Below are 15,381 nucleotides of genomic sequence, written 5' to 3' on the forward strand. Positions count from 1 at the left end.
CTGCTAGGTAGAAGACCATGGCACGACTAAAAGAGATTTACTGGAAAGAAATCGCACCGAAGCTTAAGGAAGAACTTAAGCTTTCGAACGTGATGGAAGTTCCACGCGTTACCAAAATCACCCTGAACATGGGTCTGGGCGAAGCGGTCGGTGACAAAAAAGTCATCGAGCACGCTGTTGCTGACCTGGAAAAGATCACCGGTCAAAAAGTCGTTGTGACTTACGCTCGGAAATCCATCGCTGGCTTTAAAGTCCGTGAAGGTTGGCCGATCGGCGTCAAAGTGACTCTGCGCCGTGAGCGTATGTATGAATTCCTGGATCGTCTGCTGTCGATCTCCCTGCCTCGGGTTCGCGACTTCCGCGGCCTGAATGCCAAGTCCTTCGATGGTCGTGGTAACTACAGCATGGGCGTGAAAGAGCAGATCATCTTCCCGGAAATCGACTACGACAAGATCGATGCTCTCCGCGGTCTGGACATCACCCTGACCACCACTGCCAAGAACGATGATGAAGGTCGCGCCCTGTTGCGTGCTTTCAAATTCCCGTTCCGCAACTGATTGGAGTAGGACCATGGCCAAGATGAGCATGAAAAACCGCGAGCTGAAGCGTCAGCTCACGGTTGCCAAGTACGCCAAGAAGCGTGCAGCACTGAAAGCAATCATCGTTGATCTGAACGCAAGTCCAGAAGCACGTTGGGAAGCGACAGTTGCTCTGCAGAAGCAGCCACGTGACGCAAGCGCTTCGCGCATGCGTAACCGCTGCCGCCTGACCGGTCGTCCACACGGCGTTTACCGCAAGTTCGGCCTCGGCCGTAACAAACTGCGTGAAGCGGCAATGCGTGGTGACGTACCAGGTCTGGTTAAAGCCAGCTGGTAAGTACTTTCAACGTCCTGGCGGGCAGAATCGCAAGATACTGACCGCCGGTGACCTTGAATCTGGATCAAGCCCCTTTTGGGGCTTGTTTCATTTCCGGAGTGTGTCTAAAATACGCGGCTCGCCTGAGCCCGTGTTTTTTATGGCCGGAGATTCTCGGCGACATATGTAGCCGCAAGGCTAATTTTTTTGTATTAGGAGCGTCTAGCCCATGAGTATGCAGGACCCGTTAGCGGACATGCTAACTCGTATCCGTAATGCCCAGATGGCTGAAAAGTCCGTCGTAAGCATGCCATCTTCCAAGTTGAAGGTAGCTGTTGCCAAAGTCCTGAAAGACGAAGGCTACATTGCGGGTTATCAGATCAGCAGCGAAACCAAGCCACTGCTGTCCATCGAGCTGAAGTACTTCGAAGGCCGTTCGGTCATTGAAGAAGTGAAGCGCGTTAGCCGTCCAGGCCTGCGTCAGTACAAGTCCGCTGAAGATCTGCCGAAAGTTCGTGGCGGTCTGGGCGTGTCTATCGTCTCCACCAACAAAGGTGTGATGACGGATCGTGCTGCGCGCGCTGCCGGTGTCGGCGGCGAAGTTCTTTGCACTGTGTTCTAAGGGGGGATAAGCATGTCTCGCGTCGCTAAGAACCCCGTTAAGCTGCCAGCCGGTGTCGAAGTAAAATTCGCAGGCCAACAGCTTTCGGTGAAGGGTGCCAAGGGCACTCTTGAACTGAACATCCATTCGTCCGTTGAGATCGTTGAAGAAGCTGGTGAGCTGCGTTTCGCTGCTCGCAATGGCGATCAACAAACTCGCGCAATGGCCGGTACCACGCGTGCGTTGGTAAACAACATGGTCCAAGGCGTAAGCCAAGGCTTCGAGCGTAAGCTCCAGCTGGTCGGTGTTGGTTACAAAGCGCAAGCAAAAGGCACGGTTTTGAACCTGGCCCTTGGCTTCTCGCACCCAGTGGATTACGAACTGCCGGAAGGCATCACCGCTGAGACCCCTAGCCAAACCGATATCCTGATCAAGGGTATTGATAAGCAGCTGGTAGGTCAGGTGGCCGCTGAGATCCGCGACTTCCGTCCACCAGAGCCGTACAAAGGCAAAGGTGTGCGCTACGCGGACGAAGTCGTCCGTCGTAAAGAAGCCAAGAAGAAGTAGGGCATAGCAAATGACCGACAAAAAAGTTACTCGACTGCGTCGCGCTCGCAAAGCACGCCTGAAAATGCACGAACTCGAAGTCGTGCGTCTCTGCGTGTACCGCTCGTCGCAGCACATCTACGCCCAGGTCATCTCGGCCGACGGCAACAAAGTCCTGGCCAGCGCCTCGACTTTGGATAAAGAACTGCGTGATGGTGCCACCGGCAACATCGACGCGGCCACAAAGGTTGGCCAGCTGGTCGCTACACGTGCTAAGGCCGTGGGCGTCTCGCAAGTGGCTTTCGACCGCTCTGGCTTCAAGTACCACGGTCGCGTGAAAGCGCTGGCTGATGCTGCTCGTGAAGCTGGGCTGGAGTTCTAAGTTATGTCAAATAACGACCAAAAGCGCGACGAAGGCTACATTGAGAAGCTGGTTCAAGTTAACCGCGTAGCCAAAACCGTTAAAGGCGGCCGTATCTTCACTTTCACCGCGTTAACCGTGGTGGGTGATGGTAAAGGGCGTGTTGGCTTCGGCCGTGGCAAGTCACGTGAAGTGCCTGCTGCGATCCAGAAGGCAATGGAAGCTGCTCGTCGCAACATGATCCAAGTTGATCTGAACGGCACCACGCTGCAGTACGCAATGAAGTCCGCTCACGGCGCTTCGAAGGTGTACATGCAGCCTGCTTCTGAAGGTACCGGTATCATCGCTGGCGGCGCTATGCGTGCTGTCCTCGAAGTTGCTGGCGTCCAGAACGTTCTGGCCAAGTGCTACGGCTCGACTAACCCGGTAAACGTGGTTCACGCCACTTTCAAGGGTTTGAAAGCTATGCAATCTCCTGAGTCCATCGCTGCCAAGCGTGGTCTGACTGTCAAGGAGATCTTCTGATCATGGCTACCGTTAAAGTAACGCTGATCAAAAGCATGACCGGCCGCATTCCTAACCACAAACTGTGCGTTAAAGGTTTGGGTCTGCGTCGCATCGGTCACACTGTAGAAGTCCAGGATACTCCCGAGAATCGCGGGATGATCAACAAGGCTTACTACATGCTGCGTGTAGAGGGTTAATCGATGAAACTCAATGATCTGAGTCCAGCGCCGGGTTCCCGTCGCGAAAAGCATCGTCCGGGCCGTGGTATCGGTAGCGGTTTGGGTAAGACTGGTGGCCGTGGCCACAAAGGTCAAACCTCCCGCTCCGGTGGCACCATTGCTCCTGGCTTTGAAGGCGGTCAACAGCCGCTGCATCGTCGCCTGCCTAAGTTCGGTTTCGTATCCCTGAAAGCCATGGATCGCGCAGAAGTGCGTCTGTCCGAGCTGGCTAAAGTGGAAGGCGATATCGTTACTGTGCAGACCCTGAAAGATGCCAACGTGATCAACGTCAACGTACAGCGTGTGAAAATCATGCTGTCCGGTGAAGTGACTCGCGCTGTCACTATCGGCAAGGGAATCGGCGCCACCAAAGGTGCGCGTTCGGCTATCGAAGCAGCTGGCGGCAAGTTCGAGGAATAAATGGCTAAGCAAGGTGCTCTCTCAGCGCTCGGCAAAGGCGGTATGTCTGAACTTTGGGCTCGTCTGCGTTTTCTGTTCCTGGCGATTATCGTCTACCGAATAGGCGCACACATCCCGGTTCCAGGTATCAACCCGGACCGACTCGCAGACCTGTTTCGACAGAATGAGGGGACCATTCTTAGCTTGTTCAACATGTTTTCCGGCGGCGCGCTGGAACGGATGAGCATCTTTGCACTGGGGATCATGCCGTACATTTCGGCATCGATCATCATGCAGTTGATGACCGCTGTGAGCCCGCAGCTGGAGCAGTTGAAGAAGGAAGGTGAAGCTGGCCGTCGCAAGATTAGCCAGTACACCCGCTACGGCACTGTCGTTCTCGCCCTGGTTCAAGCTATCGGCATGTCCGTTGGCCTGGCGGGGCAGGGCGTTGCGTTCACTGGTGACTTTGGCTTCTATTTCGTCGCGGTATCCACGTTTGTGGCTGGTGCGATGTTCATGATGTGGCTGGGTGAGCAGATTACTGAGCGTGGTGTTGGTAACGGTATCTCGATGTTGATTTTCGCAGGTATCGTCGCCGGTCTTCCGAGAGCAATTGGGCAGTCTTTCGAGTCTGCACGTCAGGGTGATATCAATATCTTCGCCTTGGTTGCCATCGGTTTGCTGGCAGTAGCGATTATCGGTTTTGTGGTGTTCATTGAGCGTGGCCAGCGTCGTATTGCTGTTCACTACGCCAAGCGTCAGCAGGGCCGCAAGGTCTTTGCTGCGCAGACCAGCCACTTGCCGCTGAAAGTGAATATGGCCGGTGTTATTCCGGCAATTTTCGCGAGCAGCATTTTGCTGTTTCCGGCTTCGTTGGGTACCTGGTTTGGTCAGTCTGAAAATATGGGCTGGCTGCAGGACCTCTCTCAGTCGATCGCTCCTGGTCAGCCGTTGAATATTCTGCTGTTTAGTGCAGGGATTATTTTCTTCTGCTTCTTCTATACGGCGTTGATGTTCAATCCGAAAGACGTAGCGGAAAACCTGAAGAAGTCCGGTGCCTTTATTCCGGGTATCCGTCCAGGTGAGCAGTCGGCACGCTACATTGATGGCGTTCTGACTCGTTTGACCCTGTTCGGTGCTCTATATATGACGGCCGTGTGCTTGCTTCCCCAGTTCCTGGTGGTTGCAGCAAACGTTCCGTTCTACCTTGGCGGGACCTCGTTGCTGATCGTGGTCGTGGTTGTGATGGACTTCATGTCCCAAGTACAATCGCACCTCGTTTCGCACCAGTACGAATCCCTGATGAAGAAAGCCAACCTGAAGGGCTACGGCAGCGGCATGTTGCGCTGAGTACCCCATAAGGTTCGAGGAGTTGGTGATGAAAGTTCGTGCATCGGTGAAAAAGCTGTGCCGTAACTGCAAGATTATTCGCCGCGAAGGTGTTGTTCGAGTAATTTGCAGCGCGGAACCGCGTCACAAACAGCGCCAAGGCTGAGTGTGATCCGCTTGAAGCCCGGCAGCTAGTGCGCTGCCGGGTTGATTATTTGTTATTACAGCGATATTATCTCGCGCCCTATTTCTTGGCTTCCGGGGCGTAGGTAGCTGTCAATTGGAGTCCCACTGAATGGCCCGTATTGCAGGCGTTAACATTCCAGATAACAAGCACACTGTTATCTCGCTGACCTACATCTATGGTGTTGGTCGCACTACTGCGCAGAAAATTTGCGCAGACACTGGGGTAAACCCAGCCGCAAAGATCAAGGATCTGAGCGACGAGCAGATTGAGCTGTTGCGTGGCGAAGTGGCGAAGTTCACCACTGAAGGTGACCTGCGTCGCGAAATCAACATGAAAATCAAGCGTTTGATGGACCTCGGTTGCTACCGTGGTCTGCGTCATCGTCGTGGTCTTCCAGTACGCGGTCAGCGTACCAAGACTAACGCGCGTACCCGTAAAGGTCCGCGTAAGCCGATCCGCAAGTAATCGCCCACGCGAATCGACAGGAAAATTATCATGGCAAAACCTGCTGCTCGTCCTCGTAAAAAAGTTAAAAAGACAGTGGTTGATGGCATCGCCCACATCCATGCTTCTTTTAACAACACCATCGTGACCATCACCGACCGTCAAGGTAACGCGCTGTCTTGGGCTACCTCTGGTGGTTCGGGTTTCCGCGGTTCCCGCAAGTCCACTCCGTTTGCTGCTCAAGTAGCTGCTGAACGTGCTGGTCAAGCTGCGCTGGAATACGGCCTGAAAAACCTCGACGTTAACGTCAAAGGTCCAGGTCCAGGTCGTGAGTCTGCTGTCCGTGCTTTGAACGGCTGTGGCTATAAGATCGCCAGCATCACCGACGTGACGCCAATCCCGCACAACGGGTGCCGTCCGCCGAAGAAGCGCCGCGTGTAATCCAGGAGATTGTAAAGAATGGCTCGTTACATTGGTCCAAAATGCAAACTCGCTCGTCGCGAAGGCACCGATCTCTTCTTGAAGAGCGGCGTGCGCGCGATCGAATCGAAGTGCAACATTGAAGCAGCACCTGGTATCCACGGCCAACGCCGCGGTCGCCAGTCCGATTACGGCACCCAACTGCGTGAAAAGCAGAAGGTCCGTCGTATCTACGGCGTTCTCGAGCGTCAGTTCAGCGGCTACTACAAAGAAGCTGCTGGCAAGAAAGGTGCAACCGGTGAAAACCTGCTGCAACTGCTCGAATGCCGTTTGGACAACGTTGTATACCGTATGGGCTTTGGTTCGACTCGTGCCGAATCCCGTCAGCTGGTATCGCACAAATCCGTCAGCGTAAACGGCCAAACCGTTAACGTTCCGTCCTACCAGGTTCGTGCTGGTGACGTGGTCGCGATTCGCGAGAAAGCAAAAAACCAACTTCGCATTGTCCAAGCTCTCGATCTGTGTGCCCAACGTGGCCGCGTAGAATGGGTAGAAGTAGACACTGAGAAGAAGTCGGGCGTTTTCAAGAACGTTCCTGCTCGCAGTGATCTGTCCGCCGACATCAACGAAAGCCTGATTGTCGAGCTCTACTCCAAGTAAGGGCTAGAAAATAGGTGCATCCATGCAGATTTCGGTAAATGAGTTCCTGACACCCCGCCACATTGATGTGCAGGTTGTCAGTCCAACCCGCGCCAAGATCACTCTCGAGCCTCTCGAGCGTGGTTTTGGCCACACCCTGGGCAACGCGCTGCGCCGCATCCTGTTGTCCTCAATGCCCGGCTGTGCAGTAGTCGAGGCCGAGATTGACGGTGTGCTCCACGAGTACAGCGCCATCGAAGGTGTACAGGAAGACGTAATTGAAATCCTGTTGAACCTTAAAGGTCTGGCTATCAAGCTGCACGGCCGTGACGAAGTTACGCTGACCTTGTCGAAGAAGGGTTCGGGGGTGGTTACCGCTGCCGATATTCAGCTGGATCATGATGTCGAGATCGTTAATCCCGATCACGTAATCGCTAACCTGGCGTCTAACGGCGCCCTGAACATGAAGCTCACCGTAGCTCGTGGTCGTGGTTATGAACCGGCCGACTCGCGTCAGAGCGATGAAGACGAAAGCCGCAGCATTGGTCGCTTGCAGCTTGACTCTTCGTTCAGCCCGGTTCGCCGTATCGCATACGTGGTGGAAAACGCCCGTGTCGAGCAGCGTACTAACCTGGACAAGCTGGTTATTGATCTGGAAACCAACGGTACTCTGGATCCTGAAGAGGCTATCCGCCGCGCTGCAACCATTCTGCAACAGCAGTTGGCTGCGTTCGTCGACCTCAAAGGTGACAGCGAACCAGTGGTAATCGAGCAGGAAGACGAGATCGATCCGATCCTGCTTCGCCCGGTTGACGATCTGGAACTGACTGTACGTTCGGCTAACTGCCTTAAGGCGGAAAACATTTACTACATCGGCGACCTGATTCAGCGTACCGAAGTAGAACTGTTGAAGACTCCGAACCTGGGCAAGAAATCCTTGACTGAAATCAAGGACGTTCTGGCCTCCCGCGGTCTGTCCCTCGGCATGCGCCTCGACAACTGGCCGCCTGCAAGTCTTAAGAAGGACGACAAGGCGACTGCCTGATCGTCGTAATCACCGAACGTGAGTTTGGTAAGGAATGAACCATGCGTCATCGTAAAAGTGGTCGTCACCTGAGCCGTACCAGCTCGCACCGCAAGGCCATGTTTCAAAACATGGCGGTGTCGCTGTTCGAGCACGAGCTGATCAAAACTACACTGCCGAAAGCTAAAGAACTGCGTCGCGTTGCTGAGCCGCTGATCACTTTGGCCAAGACAGACAGCCTGGCTAACCGCCGTTTGGTTTTCGACCGTACTCGTTCGAAAGCTATCGTTGGTAAGCTCTTCAACGACCTGGGCAAGCGTTACGCTACCCGTGAGGGTGGCTACCTGCGCATCCTCAAGTGCGGCTTCCGCACTGGCGACAACGCGCCAATGGCGTACGTCGAGTTGGTTGATCGTGCTACTGCCGGCGAAGCTGTAAGCGCCGAGTAAGACGACACGCTGTAACGAAGAACCGGGCCTAGTGCCCGGTTTTTTGTGGGCGATAGAAAAGCCGTCTATATTTCTCAAGTCACTGTCGGTTCTCTTCTTAAACAAACTCTACTCGCCCTGATGGGTGTTAGTTATTTTCTATCAAAGTCCATGATTTAATGCATTTGATGGTGTCATCTTGATGGTCAATACTCCCTCCAAGCCGATTAGCCGGCAGTTCTAAGCCTGACCTGAGGAAGATTGAGCATGAGTACAATTCTGACTACCGCCAGCGGCGCTCCCGTCGCTGATAACCAGAACTCCCGCACGGCGGGCCCGCGTGGCCCATTGCTGCTCGATGACTTCCACCTCATCGAAAAACTGGCGCACTTCAACCGTGAGAACATTCCTGAGCGTCGTGTGCACGCCAAGGGTTCAGGCGCCTACGGCACTTTTACGGTCACCCGCGATATCACCCAATACACACGCGCGAAACTGTTTGAAGCCGTCGGAAAGCAGACGCCGACTTTCCTGCGGTTCTCCACCGTTGGGGGCGAGCGTGGTTCGGCGGATACGGCTCGCGATCCGCGTGGTTTTGCGCTGAAGCACTATACCGAAGAGGGTAACTGGGACATTGTTGGCAACAACACGCCGGTATTTTTCATTCGTGACCCACTGAAGTTCCCTGACTTCATCCATACCCAAAAGCGTTTGCCGCAAACGAACTTGAAGAGCGGGCAGATGGTCTGGGACTTTTGGTCATGGTCCCCAGAGGCATTGCACCAGATCACAATTTTGTTTTCGGACCGTGGCACCCCTGATGGGTACCGCCATATGCATGGCTTCGGTAGTCATACCTACAGCTTGGTCAATGCCAAAGGCGAGCGCCATTGGGTCAAGTGGCACTACAAAACCCAGCAAGGTATCAAGAACCTGACACCTGAGGAGGCAACGCGCATTGCCGGTACGGATCCTGATTACGCTCAGCGCGACCTGTTTGGGGCAATTGAACGGGGTGACTTCCCTAAATGGGACGTGTGCATCCAGGTCATGACAGAGGCTCAGGCCGCTGCTCACTACGAAAACCCTTTCGATGTGACTAAAACCTGGTCGCAGCAGGAGTTTCCGTTGATCAAGGTGGCTGAGTTGGAGCTGAACCGTAATCCAGAGAATTACTTTGCTGAAGTCGAGCAGGCATGCTTCGGTCCAAGCAATATGGTTCCGGGTGTTGGTCTGTCGCCAGATCGCATGCTTCAAGGCCGGGTGTTTGCCTACGCCGATGCTCATCGCTATCGTGTTGGCACCAACCACCAGCAATTGCCGGTCAACGCGCCAATAATTCCAGTCAATAACAATCAGCGCGACGGTTCCATGTCCGTTGGTTTTGGTGGTGCGTCTCCAAACTATGAACCAAACAGCTATGCCGATGCACCCAAACAAGCACCGCAATATGCCGAGCCGTCATTGGCGCTGAGCGGCGCTGCCGATCGTTATGACCACCGTGAAGACACTGACTACACCAGCCACGCCGGTGCGTTGTTCCGTCTGATGAGCGACGCTCAGAAGGCCTTGCTGATCAACAACATTGCCGGTTCAATGGCAGGTGTTAGCAGCGACGTGATTCGGCGCGTACTTCCGTACTTTTTCGAAGCGGACCCTGCTTATGGCCAGGGCATTTCAACCGCAGTGGGCGTAACGCTTAGCTGACTCTAAACGAGAAGCAGAACCGCCCTCATTTGGGCGGTTTTTGCGTTATTTCCGCCACTTTTCTCGGAATATCTTCGCTTTTCTGCCGTTTGTCCCGTGACCTTCGAGTCAGCATGGTTCAAACTACAGACTTTCAAGCAGGGAGATGTAGGGCGATGCAAGGTCACCCCGACGTAATCGATTACCTCAACACGTTGCTGACGGGCGAACTGGCAGCTCGTGACCAATATTTCATCCATTCGCGTATGTACGAAGACTGGGGCTTTACCGAGCTTTACGAGCGTATCAACCACGAAATGGAAGAAGAGGCACAGCACGCCGATGCGCTGATGCGCCGTATCCTGATGCTCGAGGGCACGCCGCGCATGCGTCCCGACGACCTGGACGTGGGCACCACGGTGCCTGATATGCTCGCTGCCGACCTTCGTCTCGAGTACAAGGTGCGTGCCGCGCTCTGCAAGGGCATCGAGCTCTGCGAGCAGCACAACGACTATGTCACTCGCGAGATCTTGCGCGTGCAGTTGAATGACACCGAAGAAGATCACACCTACTGGCTTGAAAAGCAGTTGGGGTTGATCAAGTTGATTGGTCTGGAGAATTACCTGCAATCGCAGTTCTGATTCCAGCTACAAAAAAGCCCCTGTCACCGCAAAGTGACAGGGGCTTTTTCATGAGCGCGATAAATCAGGCTTTGTCGCGCGCCAACAGTGGCTTCAAGTAGTAACCAGTATGCGACTGCGGCATCTCGGAGACCTGCTCCGGCGTGCCCACCGCAATGATCTGGCCACCCTTGGAGCCGCCTTCCGGCCCCAGGTCTACCAGCCAGTCGGCGGTCTTGATCACGTCGAGGTTGTGCTCGATCACCACGACTGTATTGCCGTGGTCACGCAAGCGGTGCAATACGTCGAGCAATTGCTGAATATCCGCAAAGTGCAGGCCTGTGGTCGGCTCATCAAGGATATACAGGGTCTTGCCCGTATCGCGCTTGGACAACTCACGGGACAACTTCACCCGCTGCGCCTCACCGCCCGACAACGTAGTCGCCGACTGCCCCAGCTTGATGTACGACAGGCCCACATCCATCAACGTCTGCAGCTTGCGCGCCAATGCCGGAACCGCGTCGAAGAACTCCCGCGCTTCCTCGATGGTCATCTCCAGGGTTTCGTGGATGTTCTTGCCCTTGTACTTGATCTCCAGGGTCTCGCGGTTGTAGCGCTTGCTCTTGCACACATCGCACGGCACGTAGATGTCCGGCAGGAAGTGCATCTCCACTTTGATCAGGCCATCGCCCTGGCATGCTTCGCAGCGGCCACCCTTGACGTTGAACGAGAACCGGCCAGGCCCATAGCCCCGTGAGCGAGACTCTGGCACGCCGGCAAACAGTTCGCGTATCGGCGTGAACAACCCGGTATAGGTTGCGGGGTTCGAGCGGGGTGTGCGGCCAATCGGGCTTTGGTCGATATCGACCACCTTGTCCAGGTGCTCCAGGCCCTTGATGCTGTCGTGTGCAGCCGCTTCCAGGGTGGTCGCGCCGTTCAGGGCGGTGGCACTCAGGGGGAACAGCGTGTTGTTGATCAGCGTCGATTTGCCCGAGCCGGAAACACCGGTCACGCAGGTCAGCAGGCCCAGCGGAATCTCCAGGTCGACATTGCGCAGGTTGTTGCCGCGCGCGCCCTTGAGGTGCAACGCCATTTTTTTGTTACGTGGCGTGCGCTTGGCTGGCACTGCGATTTTCACGCGACCGGACAGGTATTTGCCGGTCAACGAGTCCGGGTGAGCCATCACTTCGGCAGGCGTGCCCTCAGCCACAATATGCCCGCCATGCACACCCGCACCTGGGCCGATGTCGACCACGTAATCGGCCAGGCGAATCGCGTCTTCATCGTGCTCAACCACGATCACCGTGTTGCCGATATCGCGCAGGTGTTTGAGCGTACCCAGCAGGCGATCATTGTCACGTTGGTGCAGGCCGATCGACGGCTCGTCGAGGATGTACAGAACGCCCACCAGGCCGGCACCGATCTGGCTGGCCAAGCGAATCCGCTGGGCCTCACCACCGGACAAGGTATCCGCGCTGCGATCCAGCGACAGGTAGTCCAGGCCGACGTTGACCAGGAACTGCAAGCGCTCACGAATTTCCTTGAGAATCTTGTCGGCAATTTCCCCACGGCGACCGGTCAGCTTGAGCACACCGAAGTATTCACAGGCATCGCCGATCGGCAGGTTGGTGACCGCCGGCAATGTTTTCTCACCGACCCACACATGCCGCGCCTCGCGACGCAGGCGCGTGCCGCGGCAGTCCGGGCAAGGTTGGGTGCTGAGGAATTTCGCCAGCTCTTCGCGCACGCTGGCCGACTCGGTCTCGCGGTAGCGACGTTCCAGGTTCGGCACAATGCCTTCGAACGGGTGGGAGCGCTTGACGATATCGCCACGGTCGTTCAGGTACTTGAAGTCGACGTTCTGCGAACCACTGCCGTGCAGGATGACTTTCTGCTGCTCGGCCGGCAGTTGGTTGAACGGCACTTCCAGGCTGAATTTGTAGTGCGACGCCAACGACCCCAGCATCTGGAAGTAATAGACGTTGCGCCTGTCCCAGCCGCGTATTGCGCCCTCCGCCAACGTCAGGTCACCATTGACCAGGCGCTTGATGTCGAAGAACTGCTTCACCCCAAGGCCATCGCACGTCGGGCAGGCACCGGCCGGGTTGTTGAAGGAAAACAGCTTGGGTTCCAATTCGCTGATCGCATGGCCGCAGATCGGGCAGGCAAAACGTGCGGAGAAGATGATCTCTTCGCCGGGCTCCTCATCCATTGGTGCGACCAGGGCAATGCCATCGGCCAGCTTCAGCGCGGTCTCGAACGATTCCGCCAAACGCTGCTGCAAATCGGCACGTACTTTAAAGCGGTCGACCACCACATCAATCGAATGCTTCTTTTGCTTGTCGAGTTTCGGCGCTTCATCCAGCTCATACAGCTTGCCGTTGATGCGCGCCCGCACAAAGCCCTGGGCACGCAGCTCTTCGAAGACCGACAGGTGCTCACCCTTGCGCTCACGGATCACTGGCGCCAGCAGCATCAGCTTGGCGCCTTCCGGCTGGGCCAGTACCAGGTCGACCATCTGGCTGACGGTCTGGGCTTCCAGCGGAATATCGTGGTCCGGGCAACGGGGAATACCTACGCGGGCATACAGCAGACGCAGGTAGTCGTAGATCTCGGTGATGGTGCCCACGGTGGAGCGCGGGTTGTGGGAGGTCGACTTCTGTTCGATGGAAATCGCCGGCGACAGGCCTTCGATGGTGTCGACGTCGGGTTTTTCCATCATCGACAGGAACTGCCGGGCATAGGCCGACAGCGATTCAACATAGCGGCGCTGGCCCTCGGCATACAGCGTGTCGAACGCCAGGGACGATTTGCCCGAGCCGGACAAGCCGGTGATGACGATCAGTTTGTCCCGGGGCAGGGTCAGGTCGATGTTCTTCAGGTTGTGGGTTCTAGCCCCACGAATCAGGATCTTGTCCAAGATGGCCTCGCACGGCGGGCGTAAATAATGCCGGAGTATACGGCTAAAGACTGGATGAATATACACTGTCAAAGTGCCGGGTGCAGCCTTAGATGAAAGCTGCGCGGCAAAGCGCCGCATATACCCTCTCAATCGATGGGACTGGTAGAATCGCCGCCGGTTCACACGAGGTTTTTCCATGCACGATCCCCACAGCGAACGCACGAGTAGCGGCGAGACCCGAGCAGCAAGCGGTCTGGCCCTGGTGTTCGCGTTCCGTATGCTAGGCATGTTTATGGTGTTGCCGGTGCTGGCGACCTATGGAATGGATCTCGCAGGAGCGACCCCCGCACTGATCGGCTTGGCGATTGGCGCCTATGGCCTGACCCAGGCGCTTTTTCAGATTCCGTTCGGGATCATTTCCGACCGTATCGGCCGGCGTCCCGTCATCTATCTGGGGCTGATCGTGTTCGCCCTCGGGAGTGTGCTCGCGGCGCAATCCGATTCGATCTGGGGGGTGATTGCCGGGCGCGTCCTACAGGGCGCCGGGGCGATTTCCGCGGCAGTGATGGCGCTGCTCTCGGACCTGACCCGTGAACAACACCGTACCAAGGCCATGGCCATGATCGGCATGACCATCGGCCTGTCCTTCGCCGTTGCGATGGTGGTCGGCCCCTTGCTGACCCGCGCCTTCGGTTTGCACGGGCTGTTCCTCGCCACCGGCGGCATGGCGTTGTTCGGCATCGTGATCGTGGCCTTCATGGTGCCGCGCTCTACCGGCACGCTGGCGCACCGTGAGTCGGGCGTTGCACGCAAGGCGTTACTGCCGACGCTCAAGCACCCGGACCTGCTGCGCCTGGATTTAGGTATCTTCGTGTTGCACGCAATGCTGATGTGCAGCTTCGTCGCGTTGCCCCTGGCACTGGTGCAAAAAGCCGGTTTGCCCAAGGAGCAGCACTGGTGGGTGTACCTCACCGCCTTGCTGATTTCGTTCTTCGCCATGATCCCGTTCATCATCTACGGCGAGAAGAAACGCAAAATGAAACGAGTTTTGCTCGGCGCCGTCGCGACGCTGATGCTCACTGAGCTATTCTTCTGGCAGTTCGGCGACAGCCTGCGGGCACTGGTCATTGGTACGGTGGTGTTTTTCACCGCATTCAACCTGCTGGAGGCATCATTGCCTTCGTTGATCAGCAAAGTTTCACCGGCCGGCGGTAAGGGCACGGCGATGGGGGTGTATTCCACCAGCCAGTTCCTCGGTTCGGCGCTGGGCGGCATCATGGGTGGCTGGATGTTCCAGCATGGCGGTTTGTCGGTTGTGTTCCTGGGATGCGCCGGGCTGGCTGCACTTTGGCTGGCCTTTGCTGTTACCATGCGCGAACCTCCGTACGTCACAAGTCTGCGCCTGCCGTTGTCGCCCGAAGCAATTCGTGAAGCTGGCCTGGTAGAGCGCTTGAAGGCCGTCGTCGGAGTAACAGATGCAGTGGTGGTCGCTGAAGAGGCGGCCATTTACATCAAATTGGACACCGAATTATTGGATCGCGCGACGCTCGAGCAACTGGTCAACCCAGTGCCGACAGCGCGCCCAGCTTAGGAGAACGTTATGGCCCGTGGGGTTAACAAAGTCATATTGGTCGGTACATGCGGCCAGGATCCCGAAGTTCGCTACTTGCCTAACGGTAACGCCGTGACCAACCTGAGTCTGGCAACCAGCGAACAGTGGACCGACAAGCAGACCGGCCAGAAGGTCGAGAAAACCGAATGGCACCGCGTGTCGATGTTCGGCAAGGTTGCAGAGATCGCCGGTGAGTACTTGCGCAAAGGTTCGCAGGTCTACATCGAAGGCAAGCTGCAAACCCGCGAGTGGGAAAAAGACGGCATCAAGCGTTACACCACTGAAATCGTGGTCGACATGCAAGGCACCATGCAACTGCTGGGCGGCCGTCCACAGCAGGGCGATCAACAAGGTGGGGGCAATAACTACCAGCAATCCGCTCCGGCCCCCCGCCAGCAGGCTCCGCGCCCGCAGCAGTCGGCCCCGCAACAGTCGCGCCAGGCACCGCCTCCACAGCAGGCCGCGCCACAGCCGGCTCCGGATTTCGACAGCTTTGATGACGATATCCCGTTCTAGGACTTACCTGAGACTTTATTGTAAAGTTTAGGACTGAAGCCCCCGCAATGCGGGGGCTTCTTCGTTTTTGAGTGTAAAATTATTCAT

At 56.3% G+C, this 15,381-nt stretch carries 20 protein-coding genes; 19 read left to right on the forward strand and 1 reads right to left on the reverse strand.

Going from position 1 to position 15,381, the window contains the following annotated elements; genetic code table 11:
* The first annotated feature begins 17 nt into the window (after positions 1-17).
* From rplE to bfr, 17 genes are all read left to right on the forward strand, one after another.
* A complete protein-coding gene (gene rplE, locus AOA59_RS20755; RefSeq protein ID WP_003176415.1) occupies positions 18-557 on the forward strand; it encodes a 50S ribosomal protein L5 in 540 nt (179 codons plus the stop codon).
* A gap of 13 nt (positions 558-570) precedes the next feature.
* Positions 571-876 carry a 30S ribosomal protein S14 gene (gene rpsN, locus AOA59_RS20760; RefSeq protein WP_003176414.1) on the forward strand — a complete coding sequence of 102 codons (306 nt, stop codon included), beginning with the start codon at positions 571-573 and terminating at the stop codon, positions 874-876.
* Between the two features lie 208 nt (positions 877-1,084).
* The gene (gene rpsH, locus AOA59_RS20765) at positions 1,085-1,477 is read left to right on the forward strand and encodes a 30S ribosomal protein S8 (protein WP_010566853.1); all 393 of its coding nucleotides are present in this window, start codon (positions 1,085-1,087) and stop codon (positions 1,475-1,477) included.
* Positions 1,478-1,489: 12 nt separating this feature from the next.
* A complete protein-coding gene (rplF, locus tag AOA59_RS20770) occupies positions 1,490-2,023 on the forward strand; it encodes a 50S ribosomal protein L6 (protein ID WP_003176412.1) in 534 nt (177 codons plus the stop codon).
* A gap of 10 nt (positions 2,024-2,033) precedes the next feature.
* Positions 2,034-2,384: a 50S ribosomal protein L18 gene (gene rplR / locus AOA59_RS20775; RefSeq protein WP_017135964.1), complete on the forward strand. Its 351-nt coding sequence runs from the start codon at positions 2,034-2,036 to the stop codon at positions 2,382-2,384.
* 3 nt (positions 2,385-2,387) lie between these two features.
* Positions 2,388-2,888 (forward strand): 30S ribosomal protein S5, encoded by a 501-nt coding sequence (gene rpsE, locus AOA59_RS20780; RefSeq protein WP_003176409.1) that lies wholly within the window; start codon positions 2,388-2,390, stop codon positions 2,886-2,888.
* A gap of 2 nt (positions 2,889-2,890) precedes the next feature.
* Positions 2,891-3,067, forward strand: coding sequence for a 50S ribosomal protein L30 (gene rpmD, locus AOA59_RS20785; RefSeq protein WP_003176408.1), 177 nt, complete (start codon positions 2,891-2,893; stop codon positions 3,065-3,067).
* A 3-nt stretch (positions 3,068-3,070) separates the two neighbouring features.
* Positions 3,071-3,508: a 50S ribosomal protein L15 gene (rplO, locus tag AOA59_RS20790; protein ID WP_003176407.1), complete on the forward strand. Its 438-nt coding sequence runs from the start codon at positions 3,071-3,073 to the stop codon at positions 3,506-3,508.
* Positions 3,509-4,837, forward strand: coding sequence for a preprotein translocase subunit SecY (gene secY / locus AOA59_RS20795; protein ID WP_016969470.1), 1,329 nt, complete (start codon positions 3,509-3,511; stop codon positions 4,835-4,837).
* Between the two features lie 28 nt (positions 4,838-4,865).
* Complete coding sequence (gene rpmJ, locus AOA59_RS20800) at positions 4,866-4,982, forward strand: 50S ribosomal protein L36 (RefSeq protein WP_002555468.1); 117 nt, start codon at positions 4,866-4,868, stop codon at positions 4,980-4,982.
* A gap of 129 nt (positions 4,983-5,111) precedes the next feature.
* Positions 5,112-5,468 carry a 30S ribosomal protein S13 gene (rpsM, locus tag AOA59_RS20805; RefSeq protein WP_003210063.1) on the forward strand — a complete coding sequence of 119 codons (357 nt, stop codon included), beginning with the start codon at positions 5,112-5,114 and terminating at the stop codon, positions 5,466-5,468.
* Positions 5,469-5,498: 30 nt separating this feature from the next.
* Positions 5,499-5,888, forward strand: a complete 390-nt coding sequence (rpsK, locus tag AOA59_RS20810; RefSeq protein WP_002555466.1) for a 30S ribosomal protein S11 — start codon at positions 5,499-5,501, stop codon at positions 5,886-5,888.
* Between the two features lie 18 nt (positions 5,889-5,906).
* Entirely contained in the window at positions 5,907-6,527 is a 621-nt protein-coding gene (gene rpsD, locus AOA59_RS20815) for a 30S ribosomal protein S4 (RefSeq protein ID WP_003210056.1), read from the forward strand.
* Between the two features lie 22 nt (positions 6,528-6,549).
* Positions 6,550-7,551, forward strand: a complete 1,002-nt coding sequence (gene rpoA / locus AOA59_RS20820) for a DNA-directed RNA polymerase subunit alpha (RefSeq protein WP_003176403.1) — start codon at positions 6,550-6,552, stop codon at positions 7,549-7,551.
* A gap of 41 nt (positions 7,552-7,592) precedes the next feature.
* Entirely contained in the window at positions 7,593-7,979 is a 387-nt protein-coding gene (gene rplQ / locus AOA59_RS20825; protein ID WP_017135967.1) for a 50S ribosomal protein L17, read from the forward strand.
* Between the two features lie 246 nt (positions 7,980-8,225).
* Positions 8,226-9,665: a catalase gene (locus AOA59_RS20830; RefSeq protein WP_218212204.1), complete on the forward strand. Its 1,440-nt coding sequence runs from the start codon at positions 8,226-8,228 to the stop codon at positions 9,663-9,665.
* Between the two features lie 155 nt (positions 9,666-9,820).
* Positions 9,821-10,285, forward strand: coding sequence for a bacterioferritin (gene bfr, locus AOA59_RS20835; protein WP_003176400.1), 465 nt, complete (start codon positions 9,821-9,823; stop codon positions 10,283-10,285).
* 64 nt (positions 10,286-10,349) lie between these two features.
* On the opposite strand, the gene uvrA is transcribed toward bfr, so the two are convergent.
* A complete protein-coding gene (uvrA, locus tag AOA59_RS20840; RefSeq protein WP_099488900.1) occupies positions 10,350-13,184 on the reverse strand; it encodes an excinuclease ABC subunit UvrA in 2,835 nt (944 codons plus the stop codon).
* Between the two features lie 178 nt (positions 13,185-13,362).
* On the opposite strand from uvrA, the gene AOA59_RS20845 reads away from it, so the two are divergent.
* Together AOA59_RS20845 and AOA59_RS20850 are read left to right on the forward strand one after the other, a co-directional pair.
* Positions 13,363-14,757: an MFS transporter gene (locus AOA59_RS20845; RefSeq protein ID WP_099488901.1), complete on the forward strand. Its 1,395-nt coding sequence runs from the start codon at positions 13,363-13,365 to the stop codon at positions 14,755-14,757.
* Positions 14,758-14,766: 9 nt separating this feature from the next.
* The gene (locus AOA59_RS20850; RefSeq protein WP_010467282.1) at positions 14,767-15,294 is read left to right on the forward strand and encodes a single-stranded DNA-binding protein; all 528 of its coding nucleotides are present in this window, start codon (positions 14,767-14,769) and stop codon (positions 15,292-15,294) included.
* Positions 15,295-15,381 lie beyond the last annotated feature (87 nt).

The organism is Pseudomonas sp. 2822-15 (assembly GCF_002742515.1).
GTDB lineage: Bacteria > Pseudomonadota > Gammaproteobacteria > Pseudomonadales > Pseudomonadaceae > Aquipseudomonas > Aquipseudomonas salomonii.

Bases quoted from the DNA above. Each gene is read 5' to 3' on its own strand.
- rpsD (WP_003210056.1), top strand. From the start codon at position 5,907: ATGGCTCGTTACATTGGTCCAAAATGCAAACTCGCTCGTCGCGAAGGC.
- rplF (WP_003176412.1), top strand. From the start codon at position 1,490: ATGTCTCGCGTCGCTAAGAACCCCGTTAAGCTGCCAGCCGGTGTCGAA.
- AOA59_RS20845 (WP_099488901.1), top strand. From the start codon at position 13,363: ATGCACGATCCCCACAGCGAACGCACGAGTAGCGGCGAGACCCGAGCA.
- rpmJ (WP_002555468.1), top strand. From the start codon at position 4,866: ATGAAAGTTCGTGCATCGGTGAAAAAGCTGTGCCGTAACTGCAAGATT.
- rplE (WP_003176415.1), top strand. From the start codon at position 18: ATGGCACGACTAAAAGAGATTTACTGGAAAGAAATCGCACCGAAGCTT.
- rpsK (WP_002555466.1), top strand. From the start codon at position 5,499: ATGGCAAAACCTGCTGCTCGTCCTCGTAAAAAAGTTAAAAAGACAGTG.
- rpsE (WP_003176409.1), top strand. From the start codon at position 2,388: ATGTCAAATAACGACCAAAAGCGCGACGAAGGCTACATTGAGAAGCTG.
- rpmD (WP_003176408.1), top strand. From the start codon at position 2,891: ATGGCTACCGTTAAAGTAACGCTGATCAAAAGCATGACCGGCCGCATT.
- secY (WP_016969470.1), top strand. From the start codon at position 3,509: ATGGCTAAGCAAGGTGCTCTCTCAGCGCTCGGCAAAGGCGGTATGTCT.
- rplR (WP_017135964.1), top strand. From the start codon at position 2,034: ATGACCGACAAAAAAGTTACTCGACTGCGTCGCGCTCGCAAAGCACGC.
- AOA59_RS20830 (WP_218212204.1), top strand. From the start codon at position 8,226: ATGAGTACAATTCTGACTACCGCCAGCGGCGCTCCCGTCGCTGATAAC.
- rplO (WP_003176407.1), top strand. From the start codon at position 3,071: ATGAAACTCAATGATCTGAGTCCAGCGCCGGGTTCCCGTCGCGAAAAG.
- rpsM (WP_003210063.1), top strand. From the start codon at position 5,112: ATGGCCCGTATTGCAGGCGTTAACATTCCAGATAACAAGCACACTGTT.
- rpsH (WP_010566853.1), top strand. From the start codon at position 1,085: ATGAGTATGCAGGACCCGTTAGCGGACATGCTAACTCGTATCCGTAAT.
- rplQ (WP_017135967.1), top strand. From the start codon at position 7,593: ATGCGTCATCGTAAAAGTGGTCGTCACCTGAGCCGTACCAGCTCGCAC.
- AOA59_RS20850 (WP_010467282.1), top strand. From the start codon at position 14,767: ATGGCCCGTGGGGTTAACAAAGTCATATTGGTCGGTACATGCGGCCAG.
- rpoA (WP_003176403.1), top strand. From the start codon at position 6,550: ATGCAGATTTCGGTAAATGAGTTCCTGACACCCCGCCACATTGATGTG.
- bfr (WP_003176400.1), top strand. From the start codon at position 9,821: ATGCAAGGTCACCCCGACGTAATCGATTACCTCAACACGTTGCTGACG.
- rpsN (WP_003176414.1), top strand. From the start codon at position 571: ATGGCCAAGATGAGCATGAAAAACCGCGAGCTGAAGCGTCAGCTCACG.